At 71.6% G+C, this 17309-nt stretch carries 22 protein-coding genes; 19 read left to right on the top strand and 3 right to left on the bottom strand.

Translation table 11 applies throughout. From position 1 onward, the window contains the following. Nucleotides 1-3: 3 nt before the first annotated feature. From DEJ03_RS05625 to DEJ03_RS05540, 18 genes are all read left to right on the top strand, one after another. Nucleotides 4-843, top strand: coding sequence for a flagellin (locus DEJ03_RS05625; protein WP_181420034.1), 840 nt, complete (start codon nucleotides 4-6; stop codon nucleotides 841-843). A 106-nt stretch (nucleotides 844-949) separates the two neighbouring features. Further along, nucleotides 950-2338, top strand: a complete 1389-nt coding sequence (fliD, locus tag DEJ03_RS05620) for a flagellar filament capping protein FliD (RefSeq protein ID WP_258370569.1) — start codon at nucleotides 950-952, stop codon at nucleotides 2336-2338. Nucleotides 2339-2349: 11 nt separating this feature from the next. After that, nucleotides 2350-2823 carry a flagellar export chaperone FliS gene (gene fliS / locus DEJ03_RS05615; RefSeq protein WP_110863833.1) on the top strand — a complete coding sequence of 158 codons (474 nt, stop codon included), beginning with the start codon at nucleotides 2350-2352 and terminating at the stop codon, nucleotides 2821-2823. After that, complete coding sequence (locus DEJ03_RS05610) at nucleotides 2813-3139, top strand: hypothetical protein (protein WP_110863832.1); 327 nt, start codon at nucleotides 2813-2815, stop codon at nucleotides 3137-3139. Before fliS ends, DEJ03_RS05610 begins: the two co-directional genes overlap by 11 nt. Nucleotides 3140-3375: 236 nt before the next feature. After that, nucleotides 3376-3720 (top strand): flagellar basal body protein, encoded by a 345-nt coding sequence (locus tag DEJ03_RS05605; RefSeq protein ID WP_017886135.1) that lies wholly within the window; start codon nucleotides 3376-3378, stop codon nucleotides 3718-3720. Beyond that, entirely contained in the window at nucleotides 3717-4112 is a 396-nt protein-coding gene (locus tag DEJ03_RS05600; protein WP_017886136.1) for a flagellar basal body rod protein FlgC, read from the top strand. Before DEJ03_RS05605 ends, DEJ03_RS05600 begins: the two co-directional genes overlap by 4 nt. Further along, nucleotides 4112-4453 carry a flagellar hook-basal body complex protein FliE gene (fliE, locus tag DEJ03_RS05595; RefSeq protein WP_027465513.1) on the top strand — a complete coding sequence of 114 codons (342 nt, stop codon included), beginning with the start codon at nucleotides 4112-4114 and terminating at the stop codon, nucleotides 4451-4453. Before DEJ03_RS05600 ends, fliE begins: the two co-directional genes overlap by 1 nt. Beyond that, the gene (fliF, locus tag DEJ03_RS05590; RefSeq protein ID WP_110863831.1) at nucleotides 4453-6123 is read left to right on the top strand and encodes a flagellar basal-body MS-ring/collar protein FliF; all 1671 of its coding nucleotides are present in this window, start codon (nucleotides 4453-4455) and stop codon (nucleotides 6121-6123) included. The genes fliE and fliF overlap by 1 nt, the downstream gene beginning before the upstream one ends. Before the next feature lie 8 nt (nucleotides 6124-6131). Further along, nucleotides 6132-7172, top strand: a complete 1041-nt coding sequence (gene fliG, locus DEJ03_RS05585) for a flagellar motor switch protein FliG (protein WP_110863929.1) — start codon at nucleotides 6132-6134, stop codon at nucleotides 7170-7172. Next, a complete protein-coding gene (locus DEJ03_RS05580) occupies nucleotides 7165-7839 on the top strand; it encodes a hypothetical protein (RefSeq protein ID WP_110863830.1) in 675 nt (224 codons plus the stop codon). The genes fliG and DEJ03_RS05580 overlap by 8 nt, the downstream gene beginning before the upstream one ends. Beyond that, the gene (locus DEJ03_RS05575; RefSeq protein WP_110863829.1) at nucleotides 7836-9179 is read left to right on the top strand and encodes a FliI/YscN family ATPase; all 1344 of its coding nucleotides are present in this window, start codon (nucleotides 7836-7838) and stop codon (nucleotides 9177-9179) included. Before DEJ03_RS05580 ends, DEJ03_RS05575 begins: the two co-directional genes overlap by 4 nt. Continuing rightward, nucleotides 9179-9610 carry a flagellar FliJ family protein gene (locus tag DEJ03_RS05570; RefSeq protein WP_071403924.1) on the top strand — a complete coding sequence of 144 codons (432 nt, stop codon included), beginning with the start codon at nucleotides 9179-9181 and terminating at the stop codon, nucleotides 9608-9610. The genes DEJ03_RS05575 and DEJ03_RS05570 overlap by 1 nt, the downstream gene beginning before the upstream one ends. Beyond that, a complete protein-coding gene (locus DEJ03_RS05565) occupies nucleotides 9607-10353 on the top strand; it encodes a C40 family peptidase (protein ID WP_110863828.1) in 747 nt (248 codons plus the stop codon). Before DEJ03_RS05570 ends, DEJ03_RS05565 begins: the two co-directional genes overlap by 4 nt. Further along, entirely contained in the window at nucleotides 10350-11747 is a 1398-nt protein-coding gene (locus DEJ03_RS05560) for a flagellar hook-length control protein FliK (protein ID WP_110863827.1), read from the top strand. The genes DEJ03_RS05565 and DEJ03_RS05560 overlap by 4 nt, the downstream gene beginning before the upstream one ends. A gap of 25 nt (nucleotides 11748-11772) precedes the next feature. After that, on the top strand, nucleotides 11773-12216 hold the full coding sequence (locus DEJ03_RS05555) for a flagellar hook assembly protein FlgD (protein ID WP_071403921.1): 444 nt from the start codon (nucleotides 11773-11775) through the stop codon (nucleotides 12214-12216). 70 nt (nucleotides 12217-12286) lie between these two features. After that, a complete protein-coding gene (locus tag DEJ03_RS05550) occupies nucleotides 12287-13462 on the top strand; it encodes a flagellar hook protein FlgE (RefSeq protein WP_110863826.1) in 1176 nt (391 codons plus the stop codon). A 425-nt stretch (nucleotides 13463-13887) separates the two neighbouring features. Continuing rightward, nucleotides 13888-14214, top strand: a complete 327-nt coding sequence (locus tag DEJ03_RS05545) for a helix-turn-helix transcriptional regulator (protein WP_110863825.1) — start codon at nucleotides 13888-13890, stop codon at nucleotides 14212-14214. Further along, nucleotides 14196-14885 carry a cation diffusion facilitator family transporter gene (locus tag DEJ03_RS05540; RefSeq protein WP_110863824.1) on the top strand — a complete coding sequence of 230 codons (690 nt, stop codon included), beginning with the start codon at nucleotides 14196-14198 and terminating at the stop codon, nucleotides 14883-14885. The genes DEJ03_RS05545 and DEJ03_RS05540 overlap by 19 nt, the downstream gene beginning before the upstream one ends. Before the next feature lie 25 nt (nucleotides 14886-14910). Here DEJ03_RS05540 and DEJ03_RS05535 read toward each other — a convergent pair whose 3' ends face one another. The 3 genes from DEJ03_RS05535 to DEJ03_RS05525 all read right to left on the bottom strand — a co-directional run bounded on the left by DEJ03_RS05535 (nucleotide 14911) and on the right by DEJ03_RS05525 (nucleotide 16202). Next, nucleotides 14911-15201: a helix-turn-helix transcriptional regulator gene (locus DEJ03_RS05535; RefSeq protein ID WP_110863823.1), complete on the bottom strand. Its 291-nt coding sequence runs from the start codon at nucleotides 15199-15201 to the stop codon at nucleotides 14911-14913. Between the two features lie 120 nt (nucleotides 15202-15321). Then, entirely contained in the window at nucleotides 15322-15477 is a 156-nt protein-coding gene (locus tag DEJ03_RS05530) for a hypothetical protein (protein WP_017887460.1), read from the bottom strand. Nucleotides 15478-15566: 89 nt separating this feature from the next. Further along, nucleotides 15567-16202, bottom strand: a complete 636-nt coding sequence (locus tag DEJ03_RS05525) for an isochorismatase family protein (RefSeq protein ID WP_110863822.1) — start codon at nucleotides 16200-16202, stop codon at nucleotides 15567-15569. 115 nt (nucleotides 16203-16317) lie between these two features. On the opposite strand from DEJ03_RS05525, the gene DEJ03_RS05520 reads away from it, so the two are divergent. Beyond that, complete coding sequence (locus DEJ03_RS05520) at nucleotides 16318-17265, top strand: GlxA family transcriptional regulator (RefSeq protein WP_110863821.1); 948 nt, start codon at nucleotides 16318-16320, stop codon at nucleotides 17263-17265. The last annotated feature ends 44 nt before the right edge of the window (nucleotides 17266-17309 follow it).

The following is a 17309-nucleotide window of genomic DNA, read 5'->3' as shown; positions in this document are numbered from 1 at the left end:
ACCATGGGTATGTCCATCAACACCAACCTCTCGGCACTCAACACGTACCGGAACCTCAACGCGACGCAGAACGACCTGTCGAAGTCCCTCGAGAAGCTCTCGTCGGGTCTCCGCATCAACCGTGCTGCCGACGACGCTGCCGGTCTGTCGATCTCCGAGGGGCTGAAGTCCCAGGTCGGTGGCCTCACGGTCGCCGCCCGCAACGCGCAGGACGGCATCTCCGTCGTGCAGACCGCTGAAGGTGGCCTCACCGAGACCCACTCGATCCTCCAGCGCATGCGCGACCTGGCAGTGCAGGCCGGCAACGACTCGAACAACGAGGACTCCCGCAAGGCGATCACCACCGAGGTCGGCGAGCTCACCAAGGAGCTCACCCGCATCTCGGAGTCGACCAACTTCAACGGCATCAACCTGCTCGACGGCTCCGCCGGCACCGCAGGCGTCCTGAAGTTCCAGGTCGGCGCGAACGGCGACGCGGCGAGCCAGATCGACGTGGACCTGTCGAAGTCGAACGTGGAGTCCGTGTCGACCGCGGTCGGCGCGCTCACCTTCGACTCGGCGACGAACGCTCAGGCCGCCATCACCGCGATCGACGAGCAGATCAAGTACGTCTCCTCGGCTCGTTCGAGCATCGGTGCCGTCCAGAACCGCTTCGACCACGCCATCAACGTGACGAACGTGGCCAAGGAGAACCTCACCGCTGCCTCCTCGCGCATCACCGACGTCGACATGGCGGAGGAGATGGTCAAGTACACGCGCGACAACATCCTCAGCCAGGCCGGCACCTCGATGCTCGCGCAGGCGAACCAGAGCACCCAGGGCGTGCTCTCGCTCCTGCGCTAGCCATCACGACGTCCGTCCTCCGGGCCCGATCGGGTGCCCCGGGGGGCGGACGCCGCCGTCCTGACCACCTCCACGACGCCAGGGAGTGTCGACGATGTCCTCGTCCGTGTCCTCGAGCACCAGCCTCGCGATCGATGGTCTGGTCAGCGGTCTCAAGACGACCGACCTCATCAACTCGCTGATGAGCGTCGAGGGGGTCCCGCAGACCCTGCTCAAGAACAAGCTCACCACCACCAACTCGTTCATCTCGTCACTGCAGACGCTCAACGGGTTGATCCAGGGGCTCGCCACGAAGGCCGCGGACGCCGCGAAGGCCTCGTCGCTCGACCTCTTCGCCGCGACGAGCACCGCGCCGAGCGTCACCGCCGTCACCGGTACCGGAGCGACCGCGGGCTCCATCAGCTTCACCGTCGGTTCGACCGCCTCGGCCCAGGTCGGCGTCACGGCCGCGATGTCGACGTGGTCGACCGGTGCGCAGCCGATCACGATCGTCGGCGCGGACGGCAAGTCGACCACCGTGACGCCGGCGTCCGGTTCGCTCGACGACGCCGTGTCCGCCCTGAACAAGTCCGGTGCGGGCGTCACCGCGACGAAGGTCTCCGCCGGCACCGATGCCGACGGCACCAAGCTCTACCGCCTGCAGCTCACGTCCGCCACGACCGGGGCGGCCGGCGGGTTCCAGCTGTACCGGGGCGGCGCCGACGACGTGGCAGCGGGCACCGCGACGAACGTCCTCACCGAGACCGGTGCCGCCGTCGTCACCGCGGCGACCGACGCCAGCGTCACCCTCTGGGCCGGCACCGCCGCCGCGCAGAAGGTCACGAGCGCCACGAACACCTTCACCGGGCTCGTCCCCGGGCTCGACGTCACCGTCTCGAAGGCCACCACCGACCCCGTCACCGTGACGATCGCGCAGGACACCACCAAGGCGCAGTCCGTCGCCTCCGGGCTCGTCGACGCGATGAACGCGATCGCGGCCTACTACAAGACGAACACCGCGGTGTCGAGCTCGACCAGCGCGACGTCCGGCACCACGACGACGAAGGCCGGTGTCCTGCTCGGCGACGGTGCATCCCGCGACGCCGTGCAGCGGCTCACGAGCACGATGTCCGCCCCGGTCGACGGCAAGTCCCCGTCGACGATCGGCATCGTGATCACGAAGGACGGCACGTTCACCTTCGACCCCGAGGTCTTCCAGAAGGCCCTCGCCACCGACCCGAAGGCCACCCAGGCGATGCTCTCCGGGGTCGCCGCGAACGTCGGCGCCGCGGCCACCGCCGCGTCCGACAAGTACGACGGCTCGGTCACCACGTCCATCACCGGGCAGCAGGCCGTCGCCAAGGACCTCACCACCCAGATCGACAGCTGGACCGACCGGCTGACGATGCGCCGTGCCGCCCTGCAGACCCTCTACTCATCCCTCGAGACCAGCCTCAGCAAGCTCCAGTCGCAGTCGAGCTGGCTCGCCGGCCAGCTGGCCTCGACGTCGAGCTGACGGGAACGACCATGTCCTTCGACTTCCAGGCAGCCGCCTTCCGCCAGGCCGCCCAGCCGCGCACCGTCACCGACCAGCGTCGTGCCCAGTACACGAACGAGGCCGTGCTCTCGGCGACGCCGGCCCAGCTCGTGACGATGCTCTACGACCGGCTGCTGCTCGACCTGCACCGTGCGGAGGCCGCGCAGGTCGCCGCCGACTGGGAGGCGGCCCGCGAGCAGCTCCTGCACGCCCAGGCGATCGTTGGCGAGCTCTCGAGCACCCTCCGGATCGACGTCTGGGACGGCGGCGAGGGCCTGCTCGCCGTCTACAACTACGCCTCCACCTCGCTCATCACGGCGAACGTGCACCGCGACGTGCAGGCCACCCGCGACTGCATCCGGATCCTCGAGCCGCTGCGTCAGTCGTGGCACGAGGCAGCCGCGTCGCTGCCCGCGACGCCCACCGCGCAGCAGCCGACCGGGGGAGCCCTCGGTGTCGCCTGAGCCGTCCGCAGAGCCGTCGCCTGAGCAGTCGGGCGGACGAGCCGCATGGGAGGCCCTGCTCACCTCCCTGGAGCACGACGCCGCCGGGCAGGCGGCCGACTCCACTGCCGTGGCCGGGTGGTCGGAGCCGGCCGGGCTGGGACCGCTGCCGCGGGACCTGGTGGGACGGGCCTCCCGGCTGCTCGCCGCGCAGCGGGACCGGATGACGGTGCTCGAGGCGGACCGCCGCTCGACGCTGGAGCACCTCGGTGCCCTGCGCGCCGTCGACGCCACGCGCGAGCCCCGCGGCTCCGTGTACCTCGACGCTTCCGCCTGACCCGCGCCCCCGCACCAGTTCTGCGACAGAGCACCCGTCGACCGACGGGTGCTCTGTCGCATCTCGGGTGCTCCGCCCCACCGCCGCACCGCCCCCCGTTCGGGGCGATGCCTAACGCGGCGGACGACGGGCTCCGATAGCGCCACTCGAGCACGGATCGCTCACCAGTTCGGCCAGGGATCGGCCACCACCGCACGGCGACGTCGCACCGACGACGCCTGACGAGGGGATCCTTCGTGTTCGATTCCGTGACGAGCGTCGCGCTGCAGAGCGCACTCGACGGTCTGTCGATGCGCCAGAAGGTGATCGCGAACAACATCGCGAACATCAACACGACGAACTACCACGCCGAGAAGGTCCAGTTCGAGGACGCCCTGGCGAAGTCGATCGTGGACGGCGACGGCGCCACCACGCCGACGATGGCGCGCAGCCTCGAGCCGACGAACACGAACGGCAACAACGTCAACCTCGACGAGGAGACGCTGTCGAACATCGACACCGTGCTGCGGTACCAGTTCGCCACGCAGGCGATGAACTCCGAGCTCACCAGCGTCCGTGCGGCGATGCGGACGAACTCGTGACGACCTTCGACGCGATCGGCATCGCGAGCACCGGCCTGACCGTGCACCGGAAGTGGCTCGACGCCGTCTCGGACAACATCGCGAACGCGAACACCGTGAAGTCGATGGACGACACCGCGTTCCAGGCGCGCTACGTCGAGGTGCAGGAGGGTGCCGGCGTCTCCGGCGCCTACGTCAAGGGCGCTGCGTTCGGCAGCGCCGCCGGCCGGGTGACCTACGACCCGGACAACCCGCTCGCGAACGAGGAGGGCTACGTCCGCATGCCCGACATCGACCTCGGCACGCAGATGGCGGACCTCATCATGGCCCAGCGCGGCTACCAGGCGAACGCCGCCGTGGTCGACCGTGCCAAGACCGCCTACGAGGCGGCACTGCAGATCGGGAAGAACTGATGCCCATCGACGCCGTGAACGGTGTGACCACCAACGCGATGACGAACGCCCTGACGAGTGTGTCGGGGACGTCCAGCGACAGCACGAACGCCACCGGTGCCGCCGGCGCGACGACCGACGGCAGCGGGTTCGCCGCGAGCCTCGGCAACGCCGTCGACGGGCTGCAGTCGCTGCAGAGCGACTCGAAGACCCTGGCGCTCAAGGCCGTGACCGGCAACCTCGACGACATCCACGACGCCACGATCGCCGCCACCCGTGCGCAGGTCACGCTCGAGCTCGTCTCCGCCGTCCGCAACAAGGGCGTCGACGCCTTCAACGAGATCATGAGGATGCAGGCCTGATGCCCGTCGCCGTCAAGAACGTCTTCGCGCGCCTCAGCGCCTACGTGAAGGGCTTCTCCGCCGCCCAGCGCACCATCGCGATCCTGGCGATCGCGGCGCTCGTGCTCGGCGGGATCGCCCTGGCGTCCTGGCTCGGCAAGGCGTCCTACGCCCCGCTCTTCACCGGGCTCGCCGCGGCCGACGCGAGCTCCATCACGGACCAGCTGCAGACCGACGGTGTGCCGTTCCAGCTCACCGACGGCGGCGCGACGATCCTCGTGCCGCAGGCGCAGGTGTACTCGGAGCGGCTCAAGGCAGCGTCGAACGGCCTGCCGTCGTCGAACGAGGGCGGCTACTCGCTGCTCGACAAGATGGGCGTGACGAGTTCGGAGTTCCAGCAGGACGTCACCTACAAGCGCGCGATGGAGGGCGAGCTCGCCAAGACCATCGGCGCGATGGACGGCGTGCAGACCGCCACCGTGCAGCTCGCGATCCCCGAGAAGTCGGTGTTCGTCTCCGAGGAGAAGGACCCGACCGCATCGGTGTTCATCGCGACCGAGAACGGCACGCAGCTGAGCACCGACCAGGTGCAGGCCATCGTGCACCTGACGAGCGCCTCGGTCGAGGGCATGCAGCCCACCGACGTGTCCGTCGTCGACGCGAAGGGCCAGACCCTGTCCGCCGTCGGCACCGGTGCGACCGGCAGCGGCGCGGACCAGGCCGCCGACTACGACGCGGCGACGAGCAAGAAGATCCAGGACCTGCTCGACACCACGCTCGGCGTCGGCAACGCGACCGTCGTGGTCTCCGGGACGATGAACCAGGAGTCCGGCACCCGGACGTCCGAGAGCTACACGAGCCCGACCTCGGGTCCGGTCGCACTGAACGAGTCGAGCACCACCGAGGAGTACGGCGCCGGCTCCGGCGCGGGGAGCGGCGCGACGGGGGTCCTCGGTCCGGACAACATCGCCGTCCCGAACGGCACCGCGACGAGCGGCACCGGCGACGACGGGTACAAGAACGAGTCGGCGACGAAGAACAACGCCGTCGACCACACCACCGAGACCACGCAGATCCCCTCGGGCGGGCTCGACCGGCAGACCATCTCGGTCGCGCTGAACTCGAAGGCCGACGCCGTGCAGAACGCGAACCTGCAGAGCATCAACGACCTGGTGTCCGCCGCCGCGGGTGTCGACCAGGACCGTGGCGACCAGGTCAAGGTCGCGATGATGGACTTCGACACGAGCGCCTCCGACCAGGCCGCCAAGGCCCTGGAGGCCCAGCAGAAGGCCGACCAGCAGGAAGCACTGTGGTCGTCGATCCGCACCGCCGGCATCGTGATCGGCATCGTCCTCGCCGTCATCGCGATCATGTTCTTCGTCGCCCGCCGCAACCGGAAGCAGGAGCGCGAGGCCGTCGACCTCGGCGAGCTCGACGCCTTCGCCGGTGAGACGTTCCAGCTGCCCCTCGCGATGGACGGCGTCGACGACCGGGCCACGCTCGGTGCCGGTGACGCGCCGACCGCCGTGCTGTCGGCGATGCCCGCCGGCGACGCCCCCACCGAGGTGCTCACGACCGAGGAGATCACCGCAGAGCGCCGCCGTCAGGACATCTCCGCCCTGGCCGAGCGCGACCCGAAGCGCACCGCCGAGCTCCTGCGCGGGCTCCTGGACGACCGGGCACCGGTGTGAGCGCGCTGATGCCGAGCCCCGGCGGCGGTTCCGGTCCGAGTGACCGTGCCCTGACCGGTGCGCAGAAGGTCGCGCTCATCCTCATGCAGATGGAGACCGACCGCGCCGCCGAGGTGATGAAGCAGTTCACCGAGATGGAGGCCGAGGAGATCTCCGCCGAGATCGTCCGGATGCGCCGCGTCGAGGACACCGTCGTCGACCAGACGCTGTCGGAGTTCCACCGGATCACGATGAGCGGCCGCCTGCAGAAGCGCGGCGGCAAGGAGACCGCCCTCGGGCTGCTCGAGGCGTCGTTCGGCGCCGAGCGGGCCGCCGGCGTGATGGACCGTCTGGCCTCGAACCTCGCCGGCCAGTCGTTCGACTTCCTCGACGACGCCGAACCCGGCCAGGTCATCTCCCTGCTCGAGGGCGAGCTGCCGCAGACGATCGCCCTCGTGCTCGCCCACCTGGGCCCCGGGCAGGCCAGTGCCGTGCTCGCCGGGATCGACGAGCGCGTCCGTACCGACGTCGCCCAGGCCTTCGCCACCATGGGCAGCGCGACCCCCGAGGCCGTCGGCATCGTCGCCGGTGTGCTGCGCCAGCGCGCCGGGGCCGTCGTGTCCCCGCGCGAGAGCGTCGAGGTCGTCGGGGGCATCGCGCCCCTGGTCGACATCATCAACCGCTCGGACGTCGCGACCGAGAAGGCGGTGCTCGAGGGACTCGAAGCCCGCGATCCGGAGCTCGCCGAGGACATCCGCTCGCGCATGCTCACCTTCGAGGACATCGTGAAGCTCGAGTCCCGCGACATCCAGCAGGTGCTGCGCGGCATCGACTCGAAGATCCTCGCGACCGCCATGAAGGGTGCAGCCGGGCCGGTCGTCGAGACCATCCGCGCGAACGTGTCCGAGCGCAACCGCGAACTGCTCGACGACGAACTGCAGGCCATGGGCCCGGTCCGCGTCTCGCAGGTCGAGGAAGCCCGTGCCGAGGTCGTCCGCTCCGTGCGCGAGCTCGAGGCCCAGGGCATCGTGACCGTGCACCGCGCCGAGGAGGACGAGCTCGTTGACTGACACCGTCGTGCACCGCGTCGCCTTCCCGGTGCTCGCCGACCCCGCCGGACGCGAGCGTGCGTCGAGCGCCGACGTCCGCGGGCACGCGGCCGGCTACACCGCCGGCCTGCGGGCCGCGCAGGCCGAGACCGACGCCCTGCGCGCCCGGCTCGAGGCAGAGCACGCCGCGCGGGTCACCGCGCTGCAGGCCGACACGGCACGCCGGATCGCGGTCCTCGACGCCGCCACGAACGCCATGCTCTCCACGGTCGCACCCGTCCTGGCGGACGCCGAGGCGTCGGTCGCGAGTGCGGCAGTCGACCTGGCCGAGGCGATCGTCGGCAACGTGGTCCGCGCCTCCAGGCCCGCGCACGACGCGACCGTAGCCGACGGTCCTGATGGACAGGGCAGCCGGGAGGCCCGGATCGCGTCCGGCGCCGAGGCCACCGTCCGGCGGGCGCTCGCGTCCGTCGACCGCACGGTCCCGGTGGCCGTCCGGCTGAGCCCGGCGGACGCCGCGCGCGTCGCCGGCCTCGACCTGCCGGTGCCGGTCGTCGCCGACGGCGCCCTGCGCGACGGCGACGCCGTCGTCGACCTGCCGGACGGCATGCTCGACGCGCGCATCGCCACGGCGCTCGACCGCGCCCGCACCGCCCTCGGTGTCGACGCGACGGGAGCCGACCGGTGACCGCCACGCTGCTCCGTCCGCGCGGCCTCGACGAGGCGCTGCTGCGGGCCGCGCCCCAGCGGGTCGGTGTCGTCACGAGCGCCGTCGGCCTGGGGCTGACGATCGCCGGGCTCGACGCCCGCGTCGGCGAGGTCGTCACGGTCGGCGCCGAGGACGGCGAACAGACCGCGGTCGAGGTCGTCGCCACCGATGCCTCGGGCGTCCGCTGCATGCCGCTCGGCCGCCTGACCGGCGTGACCGCGGGCACCCCGGCGCGTCCGACCGGCCGCCCGGTGCTCGTGCCGACCGGATCTGGTCTGTTCGGCCGCGTGCTCGACGGACTCGGCCGACCGATCGACGACCGGGGCCCGCTCGAGGGCCCCGGCGGCGAACCGGTCACCTGGGTCCCGCTCGACCACGACACCCCGAGCGCGATGGCCCGGACCCGCATCGACACCCCGATGCAGCTCGGCGTCCGCGTGCTCGACACCCTGACCACCGTCGGCCGCGGGCAGCGCATGGGCCTGTTCGCCGGGTCCGGTGTGGGCAAGTCGTCGCTGCTGTCGATGATCGCGCGTGGGAGCGACGCGGCCGTCAACGTCATCGCCCTGGTGGGGGAGCGCGGCCGTGAGGTGCGCGAGTTCCTGGAGGACGACCTGGGACCCGAGGGGCTCGCCCGCTCGATCGTCGTCGTGTCGACCTCCGACGAACCCGCGCTCATGCGTCTGCGCGCCGCGTTCGTGGCCACCCGCATCGCCGAGTCGTTCCGCGACGCCGGCCAGGACGTCGTGCTCATGATGGACTCGCTCACCCGTGTCGCGATGGCGCAGCGTGAGATCGGGCTGTCGGTGGGGGAACCGCCGGCCACCCGGGGCTACCCGCCGTCGACGTTCTCGGTGCTCGCCGGACTGCTCGAGCGCGCCGGGACCGACCGCGTCGGCAGCATCACGGGCATGTACACCGTGCTGGTCGACGGCGACGACCACAACGAGCCGATCGCCGACGCGGCCCGCAGCATCCTGGACGGCCACGTCGTGCTCGACCGCAAGCTCGCGATCACCGGGCACTTCCCGTCGGTCGACGCCCTCGGCTCGGTGTCCCGCGTCGCCTCGAAGGTCACCCGACCCGAGCAGCGTGCCGCCGCCACCGTGCTGCGGAAGGTGATGGCCGCCCGAGCCGGGGCCCAGGACCTGCTCGACGTCGGTGCGTACCAGCGCGGGTCGAACCCGCTCGTGGACGCCGCCGTCGACCACCAGGGATCGATCGACGCGTTCCTGCGCCAGGGCATGGACGAGCGGGCGACCGCCGACGCGTCCTGGCAGCGCCTCGGCGGCCTCGTGCAGCAGCTGGGGGTGTCGTGATGGCCCGCCGGTTCCCGCTCGCCGGACTCCTGCGCCTGCGCCACACCGAACAGGACCGTGCCGCCGCCACGCTGGCCACCGCGAACGAGCGCGTCCGGGACGCCGCCGACGCCCGGATCGCCGCACGCCGCAGCCTCGCCGACAGCGAGGACGCCCAGCCGATCCAGGACGCCGCCACCCTGAGCGCCGTCGCCGCAGCCCGTGCCGCGACCCGCGGGATGCTCGAGGAGCTCGACGCCGTCGTGCAGAACCGCCGTGCCGACGCCGACCGGGCGCAGCAGGACTACACCGCTGCCCGGCGCGCCGCCGTCGGCCTCGAGAAGCTCGAGGGCAAGCACACCGAGCAGCAGGCGGCCGAGGAACTCCGGACCGAACAGAACGCCCTCGACGAGATCGCGGCACGACGCCGCACGGAAGGTGGTGCCCGATGAGCGTCGAAGCGGTGCTCTCCCGGATCTCGGAGATCCGGTCCCAGATCGACACGCTGCGCGGCGGGACGGCCACGGCTGCCCCGAGCGCGGCCGCCGCCAGCGGTACCGCGGGATCCTCGGCCTTCGCCGACGCCCTCGCCACCGCCGACGGCACGACCGGCGCCGCGAGCGCTGCCGGTGCGACCGCCGCAGCGACCCCGGCGGCCACCCGTGCCCCCGCGACCTCGGTCGACGCCGGGGCCGGCACCCTCGCCACCGGCAGCGGTGCGACCGGCGCCGACGTGGTGGCCGACGCGAAGAAGTACCTCGGCGTGCCGTACGTGTTCGGCGGGGAGACGACCGCGGGCATGGACTGCTCGGGCCTGGTGCAGACGGTCTTCAAGGACCTCGGGGTCACGATGCCCCGGGTCGTGCCGGACCAGGCGAAGATGGGCGTCGAGGTCGGCTCCCTGAAGGACGCGCAGCCCGGCGACCTGATCATCCCGAAGGGCGAGGGCCACGTCGTCATCTACGTCGGCGACGGCAAGGTGCTGCACGCGCCGCGCCCCGGCAAGGACGTCCGGATCGTCGACAACTGGTACTCCGACGGCGACATCGCGACCATCCGCCGGATCGTCCCCGCCCAGGCGGCCCAGGCGTCCCCGGCGGCCGTCGCCGCGCCGACCGCCTCGGCTGCGCGTTCCGCGACCGACCTGCAGACCGCCGCGCTGCTGTCCATGATGCAGTCCGGGAGCGCCGCATGAGCCTGACCATCGCCACCCAGCCGTCCGTGCCCACCGCACCGGGCTCCACCCAGGGTGCATCGTCCGACACCGCGGCTGCCGGGTCCTTCGGTGCGGCACTGACCGCCGCCGTAGCGACCGAGCGGCGCCCCGGAGACGGTGCTGCCGGGCGGGACGACGTCGACGGCCGCACGGCGGACGGGTCGGCTGCGACGCCGGGCACCGCCGCCACGCCGTCTGCGTCTGCGGCCACGTCCGCGTCGGACCAGCCGGTGCCCGCGACCGAGGCAGCGCCCGTCGACGCGCAGGCGTTGCTCGCCGCCGGACTCGTGGCCGTGACCGCACCGCTCGTTCCGGCCAGCCGCGCCGCCGAGACTCCCGCCCGCGACCCACACGCCGCCGTGGCCGCAGGGGTGACCGCCGGAACGACCAACACCACGACCACGACACCGCCGTCGGGGGAGGGGGACACCTCGACGCCAGTGCCGTCGACCCCGGCGCCGACCACCGCCCCCGCCACGGCGACCCCGCAGCAGGCACCGGCGTCGGGCGCGGCACGGGGGACCGCTGCCGCAGCCACGACGGGCCCGGCGACCGCCACGACCCCCGCCGTGACACCCGCTGGCACCGCGTCTCCGGCCGCGCCCGCGACGACCGTCGCCGGCGCCACCCCCACGACGACCGCTGCGTCGACGACCGCAGCCGCGACCGACCCGGCGACCACCGCCCCGACGGCCGCTGCCGCGATCGCGGCCCCCGCTGCGACCCGCACCGCCGACGGCGACACCGCCACCGCGACCCCTGCTCAGGCACCGGTCGTGGCGGCCGCCGCCCCGGCAGCCGGCCCCGGCTCCCGAGCCGGCCACGGGACGGAGCAGCAGGCGTCGACGCCGGGTGATCCGGGCCTCCCGGCCGTCGCCCCCAGCCGCGGTGGCGAGACGCCGTTCGTCATGTCGACGACGCCGACCGCCGCGCCCGCCGCGGCGACCGCGCCGGCCCCGGCACCGCTCGCCCAGCAGCTCGCGCGACCGGTGTTCTCACTCGCGCAGGCCGGCCCCGGCGAGCACGTCGTCACGGTGCAGGTCGTGCCGGACAGCCTCGGCCCGGTCACGGTCCGCGCGCACGTCACCGCCCACGGCATGCACGTCGAGCTGTTCGCCGCGTCGGACGCCGGCCGCGAGGCCGTCCGCCAGGTCCTGCCGGAGCTGCGTCGCGACGCCGCCGGCACCGGTGTGAGCACCACGCTCGACCTGTCGTCGCAGAACCAGCCGCAGGATGCGCCGGGTCGCGACGAGCGTCCGGCCGCGCGTGCGCTGCCTGGTGACCCCGGCCTGGAGGCGCGGGTCACCCCGCGTCCGCAGCCCACCGCCCACACGCCCTCCATCCGCACCGCGGGACTCGACGTCCTCGCCTGATCCGGCTCACGAACAGGAACGCACCATGCCCATCGACGGCATCACCGGCAGCGTCGACCCGACCGCGCAGGCCGCGGCCCTCGCCGCGAACTCCACCGCCCAGAAGTCCCAGACGATGGACTCCGAGGTCTTCATGAAGCTGCTCGTCACGCAGCTGCGCAACCAGGACCCGTCGTCGCCGATGGACACCAACCAGATGATCGGCCAGCAGACGCAGCTCGCGATGATGGAGCAGATCACCAACCAGACCACGACGGGGAACGAGAACTTCTCGCTCCAGATGCGCATCGCCGCAGCGAACCTCGTCGGCAAGCAGGTCAGCTACACCGACGCCGACTCGGGCAAGTCGGTCACCGGGACCGCCTCGGCCGTGTCGTACGCGAACAGCGTCCCCACGGTCACCGTGAACGGGAAGGAGGTCGCTCTCGACGTGATCTCCGGCATCACCACCACCGCTCCGGCGTCCTGACGCCCGCTCGTTCCTTCCTCGTACTCCCTCGTACTTCCTCGCTCTTCCTGCCTCTCCGAAAGGACGCACCATGCTCCGCTCGCTCTACTCCGGGATCTCCGGCCTCCGCTCCCACCAGCAGATGCTCGACGTCACCGGCAACAACATCGCCAACGTGAACACCGTCGGCTTCAAGTCGTCGACCACCGTGTTCCAGGACACCCTGTCGCAGATGACCCAGGGTGCCGGCGGACCGCAGACCGGCATCGGCGGCACGAACCCGGCCCAGATCGGCCTGGGCGTGCAGGTCGCCGGAGTCTCCACGAACTTCTCGCAGGGCTCGGCGCAGGCCACCGGCAAGGCCACCGACCTGATGATCTCGGGCGACGGGTTCTTCGTCACCCGCCTGGGCAACGACACCGTCTACACCCGTGCCGGTGCGTTCGACTTCGACGCCAACGGCCGCCTGGTCACCGCCGACGGCAAGATCGTGCAGGGCTACCCGGCCACGAACGGCGTCGTCAACGAGAACGGCCAGCTGTCCGACATCACGCTGCCGCTCGAAGCAGCGGCTCCGGCGGTCCGCACCACCGCCGCCACGGTCGCCGGCAACCTGCCGTCCGAGACCGCCGTCGGCCAGACCATCACCCGCGAGGCCACCGTGTACGACGCCTCGGGTGCCAAGCACACGATGTCGCTCGCCTACACGCGCACCGCCGACGGCTGGGACGTCACCGGGCGCAACGGCCAGGGCACCACGGCGACGACCTCGCTGACCTTCGGCACCGACGGCAAGCTGACCGCCGGCGGCACCCTCGCCGTCGGGGGTATCCGGGTCGACATGGGCGACCTGACCGGGTTCGCCTCGCTCAACACCGCGGCGATCGGCTCGCAGAACGGCCGCGAGGCCGGCGCGCTGCAGGGCTACTCGATCTCGAAGGACGGCACCGTCACCGGCACGTTCTCGAACGGCGCGTCGCTCGCGCTCGGCCGCATCGCCCTCGCCACGTTCGCCAACCCGGCCGGCCTCGAGAAGACCGGGGCGTCGGGCTACCGCGCCACGGCGAACTCGGGCGGTGCCACGGTCGGCGGTCCCGGCTCGGCGGGCGTCGGTTCGCTCGCGGCGGGGACGCTCGAGATGTCGAACGTCGACCTGTCGCAGGAGTTCACGAACCTGATCGTGGCGCAGCGCGGGTTCCAGGCGAACGCCCGCATCATCACCACCTCGGACGAGGTGCTGCAGGAGCTCACGAACCTGAAGCGCTAGGCGCGGGGGCGCGCGTCGCGGGGGCGCTTGTCGCGCGTCGCGGGCGCTTGGTGAGCAGGAACGGTCGGGTGCTGAAGGGGGACTCGACCGTTCCTGCTCACCATCGTTCGTGGTGCAGGGAGTTCGGCGACGGTTCGTGACGAAAGGGTGCGTCGTGACGTCTCATCGGTGCGATGCGCGAGAACCACGACACCGACCACCAGTCCGACCACCGCTGCTGCAGCGTCTTCGACCGCTGGCGGTGTGAGCGTCCGGACGGCCATCCGGGACCCCACGCATCGGGCGCTGGGGGCACCCGCACGAACTGGAACGACGGGCTGACCGGGCGGCGGCTTAGGGACGTCTGAGTTCGAACGCTGCCCGCGAGCGCGTCGCGTCGTCCGGATCGGTGGCGGTCTGGGCGTGGCCCGATGTATGGTCAGCGCATGGTGACCATTGCTTCGCGGCACGACGTGTTGAACCGTCTCGGGCGGGCGCTCTCCGACCCCACGCGTGCGCGCATCCTGCTCCGGTTGCTCGACGGACCCGGCTACCCGGCACGGCTCGCCGAAGAACTCGAGTTGACGCGGACGAACGTGTCGAACCACCTGGCGTGCCTGCGCGGCTGCGGGATCGTCGTCGCCGTGCCCGAGGGGCGTCGGACCCGCTACGAGATCGCCGACCGCAACCTCACCCGCGCGCTCGAGTCCCTGGTCGACGTGGTGCTGGCGGTGGACGTCACCGACGACGACGGATGCGAGGTCGAGCGGTGACCACGACCGCGGTGTCGCTCGCACCGGCTCGTGTCGGCGTGCTCCGGAGACGGATCAGGTGGATCGTCGCGGCGACCATCGCCTACAACGTGATCGAGGCCGTCGTGGCGATCGCCGCCGGTTCGGTGGCGTCCTCCACCGCGCTGATCGGCTTCGGGCTCGACTCGATCGTCGAGGTCCTGTCGGCGGCGGCCGTCGCGTGGCAGTTCGCCGGGCGCGACCCGGAGGCCCGGGAACGAACGGCACTGCGGGTGATCGCGGTCTCGTTCTTCGGGCTCGCCGTCGTGGTCGGTGTCGATGCCGTCCTGACCTTCACGGGTGTCCGGTCGCCGGAGCACAGTCCGGTCGGCATCGTCCTGGCCGCGGTGAGCCTGGCGGTCATGCCGTTCCTGAGCCTCGTCGAACGGCGGACCGGACGCGAACTCGGTTCGGCTTCGGCGATCGCCGACTCGAAGCAGACGCTGATCTGCAGCTACCTGTCGGCGGCGGTGCTGCTCGGCCTGCTGGCGAACAGCTTGTTCGGCTGGTGGTGGGCCGATCCGCTCGCCGGACTTGTCGTGGTCGTGTTCGCCGTGCGCGAGGGACTTGAAGCCTGGCGCGGTGACGCGTGCAAGCAGTCGGTGTCGGCGCTGACGGGGGAGCGCGAGGGCGACGGCTGCGACTGCTGCTGAACGGAGTCTGCCCGCGGTCGGCGGTTCAGTCGGCTTCGGACTCGCTGACGTGGCTGACCGCGTCACCGACGATGTGCGCGATGTGCTCGTCGTGCAGCGAGTAGACGGCGTTCCGCCCGATGCGCTCGACCTGCACGATGCCCGCGAGCCGCAGCGTGCGGAGGTGCTGGGACACCAGGGGCTGCGACAGCTCGGTCGCTTCGGCGAGGGAGCCGACGTCGGAAGGCTGGGAGATCAACGCCGACAGGATCCGGAGTCGGGCGGGCGAGGACAGCGCCTTGAAGAGTTCGGCTGCTGCTTCGATCCCGTCTGACATGGACTCATGTAAGCGCACGCGCATACGTGCATGCAACACGACGGCCCCGGCGCGGTGCGTCGGGGCCGTCGTGCAGGTCCGTCGATCGGTGCTGATCACGGGCCTGCGCTGATCAGGAGATCAGTGCTCGTCGTAGTGGTCGCCGTGCTGGGCGTGCTTGTGTCCGTCGTGGACGAAGTCGACGTGGTCCTCGTGCTGGACCGTCTCGTGGCCGCAGCCGTCCTGGTGGGTGTGCTCGGCGACGGTGTGCTCTGCGCTGTTCTCGTGCTCGGCCATTGTGACCTCCTGCTGATCGTCGATTGGGATGCCCTCAGCGTAGATCACATATGCAGAAGTAGCAATACATTTATAGAGGAGAACGGATGTCAGCCCGGGAACCGCTGGGTTCCCGCGACGGCCGACGTCGGCAGCGCGTCCCCGGGGATCGCGACTCCGGCGGCGAGTGCCGACGCCCACTCCGCGGTCGGTGCGACCGCGGCGAGGTTCGACTGCAACAACGCCATCAGCGTGCGGTGCACCGTCTCGGCGGACACGGCCCCGCCGGCGTTGACGATGTTGATCGCGCCGGTCGCGTCGGACAGCACCTCGACCGAGACGCCGAGTGCCTCCGCCTCGGCTGCCGAGGCGATGATGCAGTTGTTCGTCATGAAGCCGACCAGGGTGACCGTGTCGATCGACCGCTCCTGCAGCCAGGCGAGCAGGTCCGTGTGGGCGAAGACGGAGCTGAACTGCTTCGTGACCTGATGCCACTCGGGTGTCCGTCGTCGCTCGATCTCGGGGTGCAGGGCGAACGCCTCCGTCGTCGGGTTGAACACCGGCGCAGCATCACCGGCGGTGTGCTGGACGACGACGATCGGCGTGCCGGCAGCGGTCGCGGCGTTGATCGCGGTCGTGATCTGCGCGAGCGCGTCGCGGACGGGCGGGAACCGGACCTCGAGTGGACCGCTGAAGTACTCCAGCTGGATGTCGACGAGGACGAGGGCGCGCTGGGGATCGGACACGGGAGCTCCTTGGGTCGGTGGGCGTACTCGACGATCCTCGTCCGTCGATGCGCTCGGTGCGATTGGCACGCGTGCGTCGGTACGATGGATCCAGGCCAAACCGGAGGAGTCCCGCGTGCGGATCGCCATCTACGCCTTCGACGGCATCACGATGTTCCACCTGTCGGTCCCGCAGATGGTGTTCGACGAGGTCACCCGGCTCGGGCTCGCCGACTGGGAGACCGTCGTCTTCTCCGACCGGCGCGGTTCGGTCCGGACCGCCGAGGGGCTGACGCTCGGTCCCGTGCAGGGGCTCGACGCCACGGCGGACGCCGACCTGGTCGTGGTGCCGTCCTGGACCGACGACGGCACCCGACTGCCGGCACCGACGGAACGGGCGGTCGTCGACGCGCACGCGCGGGGATCGGTCGTGGTCGGTCTGTGCCTCGGGTCGATCGCGGTCGCCGGTGCCGGGCTCCTCGCGGGACGCAGCGCCGTCACGCACTGGCGCGAGGTCGACCGGCTCGCCGCCGCACACCCCGACGTCACCGTGGACGCCGACGTGCTCTACGTCGACCACGGTGACGTGCTGACCTCGGCGGGCACGGCGTCCGGGCTGGACGCGTGCCTGCACGTCGTGCGGACGCGGCTCGGCGCCGAGGCAGCGAACCGGGTCGCGAGGAGCCTGGTCGTCGCGCCGCACCGCGAAGGCGGGCAGGCCCAGTACATCGAGCGGCCGGTCGTGCAGCATCGGGGCGACGACCCGGTGGCGACGGCATCAGCCTGGGCGGTGGAGCACCTGGACGAGGAGCTCGGCGTCGACCGACTCGCTGCGGCGGCCCACATGAGCCGCCGCAGCTTCGTCCGGGCCTTCAAGGCGTCGACCGGCACCACCCCGGCGGCCTGGGTACGGAGTCGCCGTCTGGACGAGGCCCGTCGGCTGCTCGAGACCACCGACCTGCCCGTCGACCGGATCGCCGCAGCGTGCGGGTTCGGCAACCCGGTCACGCTGCGGCAGAACTTCGCCGTGGCCTTCGGCAGCACGCCCTCGAGCTACCGCCGACGGTTCGACGCGCGGTCCTGACCGGCCAGCTGAAGGAGCGCGTTCCATCCCAAGACGGCTGCAAT

It is taken from the genome of Curtobacterium sp. MCLR17_043, from assembly GCF_003224215.1.
Lineage (GTDB): Bacteria > Actinomycetota > Actinomycetes > Actinomycetales > Microbacteriaceae > Curtobacterium > Curtobacterium flaccumfaciens.
Note: the sequence above shows the minus strand (reverse complement) of the source record. Positions and strands in the feature narration are given on the sequence as shown.

Bases quoted from the DNA above. Each gene is read 5' to 3' on its own strand.
- DEJ03_RS05625 (WP_181420034.1), top strand. From the start codon at position 4: ATGGGTATGTCCATCAACACCAACCTCTCGGCACTCAACACGTACCGG.
- DEJ03_RS05560 (WP_110863827.1), top strand. From the start codon at position 10,350: ATGAGCCTGACCATCGCCACCCAGCCGTCCGTGCCCACCGCACCGGGC.
- DEJ03_RS05565 (WP_110863828.1), top strand. From the start codon at position 9,607: ATGAGCGTCGAAGCGGTGCTCTCCCGGATCTCGGAGATCCGGTCCCAG.
- fliE (WP_027465513.1), top strand. From the start codon at position 4,112: ATGCCCATCGACGCCGTGAACGGTGTGACCACCAACGCGATGACGAAC.
- DEJ03_RS05550 (WP_110863826.1), top strand. From the start codon at position 12,287: ATGCTCCGCTCGCTCTACTCCGGGATCTCCGGCCTCCGCTCCCACCAG.
- DEJ03_RS05535 (WP_110863823.1), bottom strand. From the start codon at position 15,201: ATGTCAGACGGGATCGAAGCAGCAGCCGAACTCTTCAAGGCGCTGTCC.
- fliF (WP_110863831.1), top strand. From the start codon at position 4,453: ATGCCCGTCGCCGTCAAGAACGTCTTCGCGCGCCTCAGCGCCTACGTG.
- DEJ03_RS05570 (WP_071403924.1), top strand. From the start codon at position 9,179: ATGGCCCGCCGGTTCCCGCTCGCCGGACTCCTGCGCCTGCGCCACACC.
- fliS (WP_110863833.1), top strand. From the start codon at position 2,350: ATGTCCTTCGACTTCCAGGCAGCCGCCTTCCGCCAGGCCGCCCAGCCG.
- DEJ03_RS05540 (WP_110863824.1), top strand. From the start codon at position 14,196: ATGCGAGGTCGAGCGGTGACCACGACCGCGGTGTCGCTCGCACCGGCT.
- DEJ03_RS05555 (WP_071403921.1), top strand. From the start codon at position 11,773: ATGCCCATCGACGGCATCACCGGCAGCGTCGACCCGACCGCGCAGGCC.
- fliG (WP_110863929.1), top strand. From the start codon at position 6,132: ATGCCGAGCCCCGGCGGCGGTTCCGGTCCGAGTGACCGTGCCCTGACC.
- DEJ03_RS05530 (WP_017887460.1), bottom strand. From the start codon at position 15,477: ATGGCCGAGCACGAGAACAGCGCAGAGCACACCGTCGCCGAGCACACC.
- DEJ03_RS05545 (WP_110863825.1), top strand. From the start codon at position 13,888: ATGGTGACCATTGCTTCGCGGCACGACGTGTTGAACCGTCTCGGGCGG.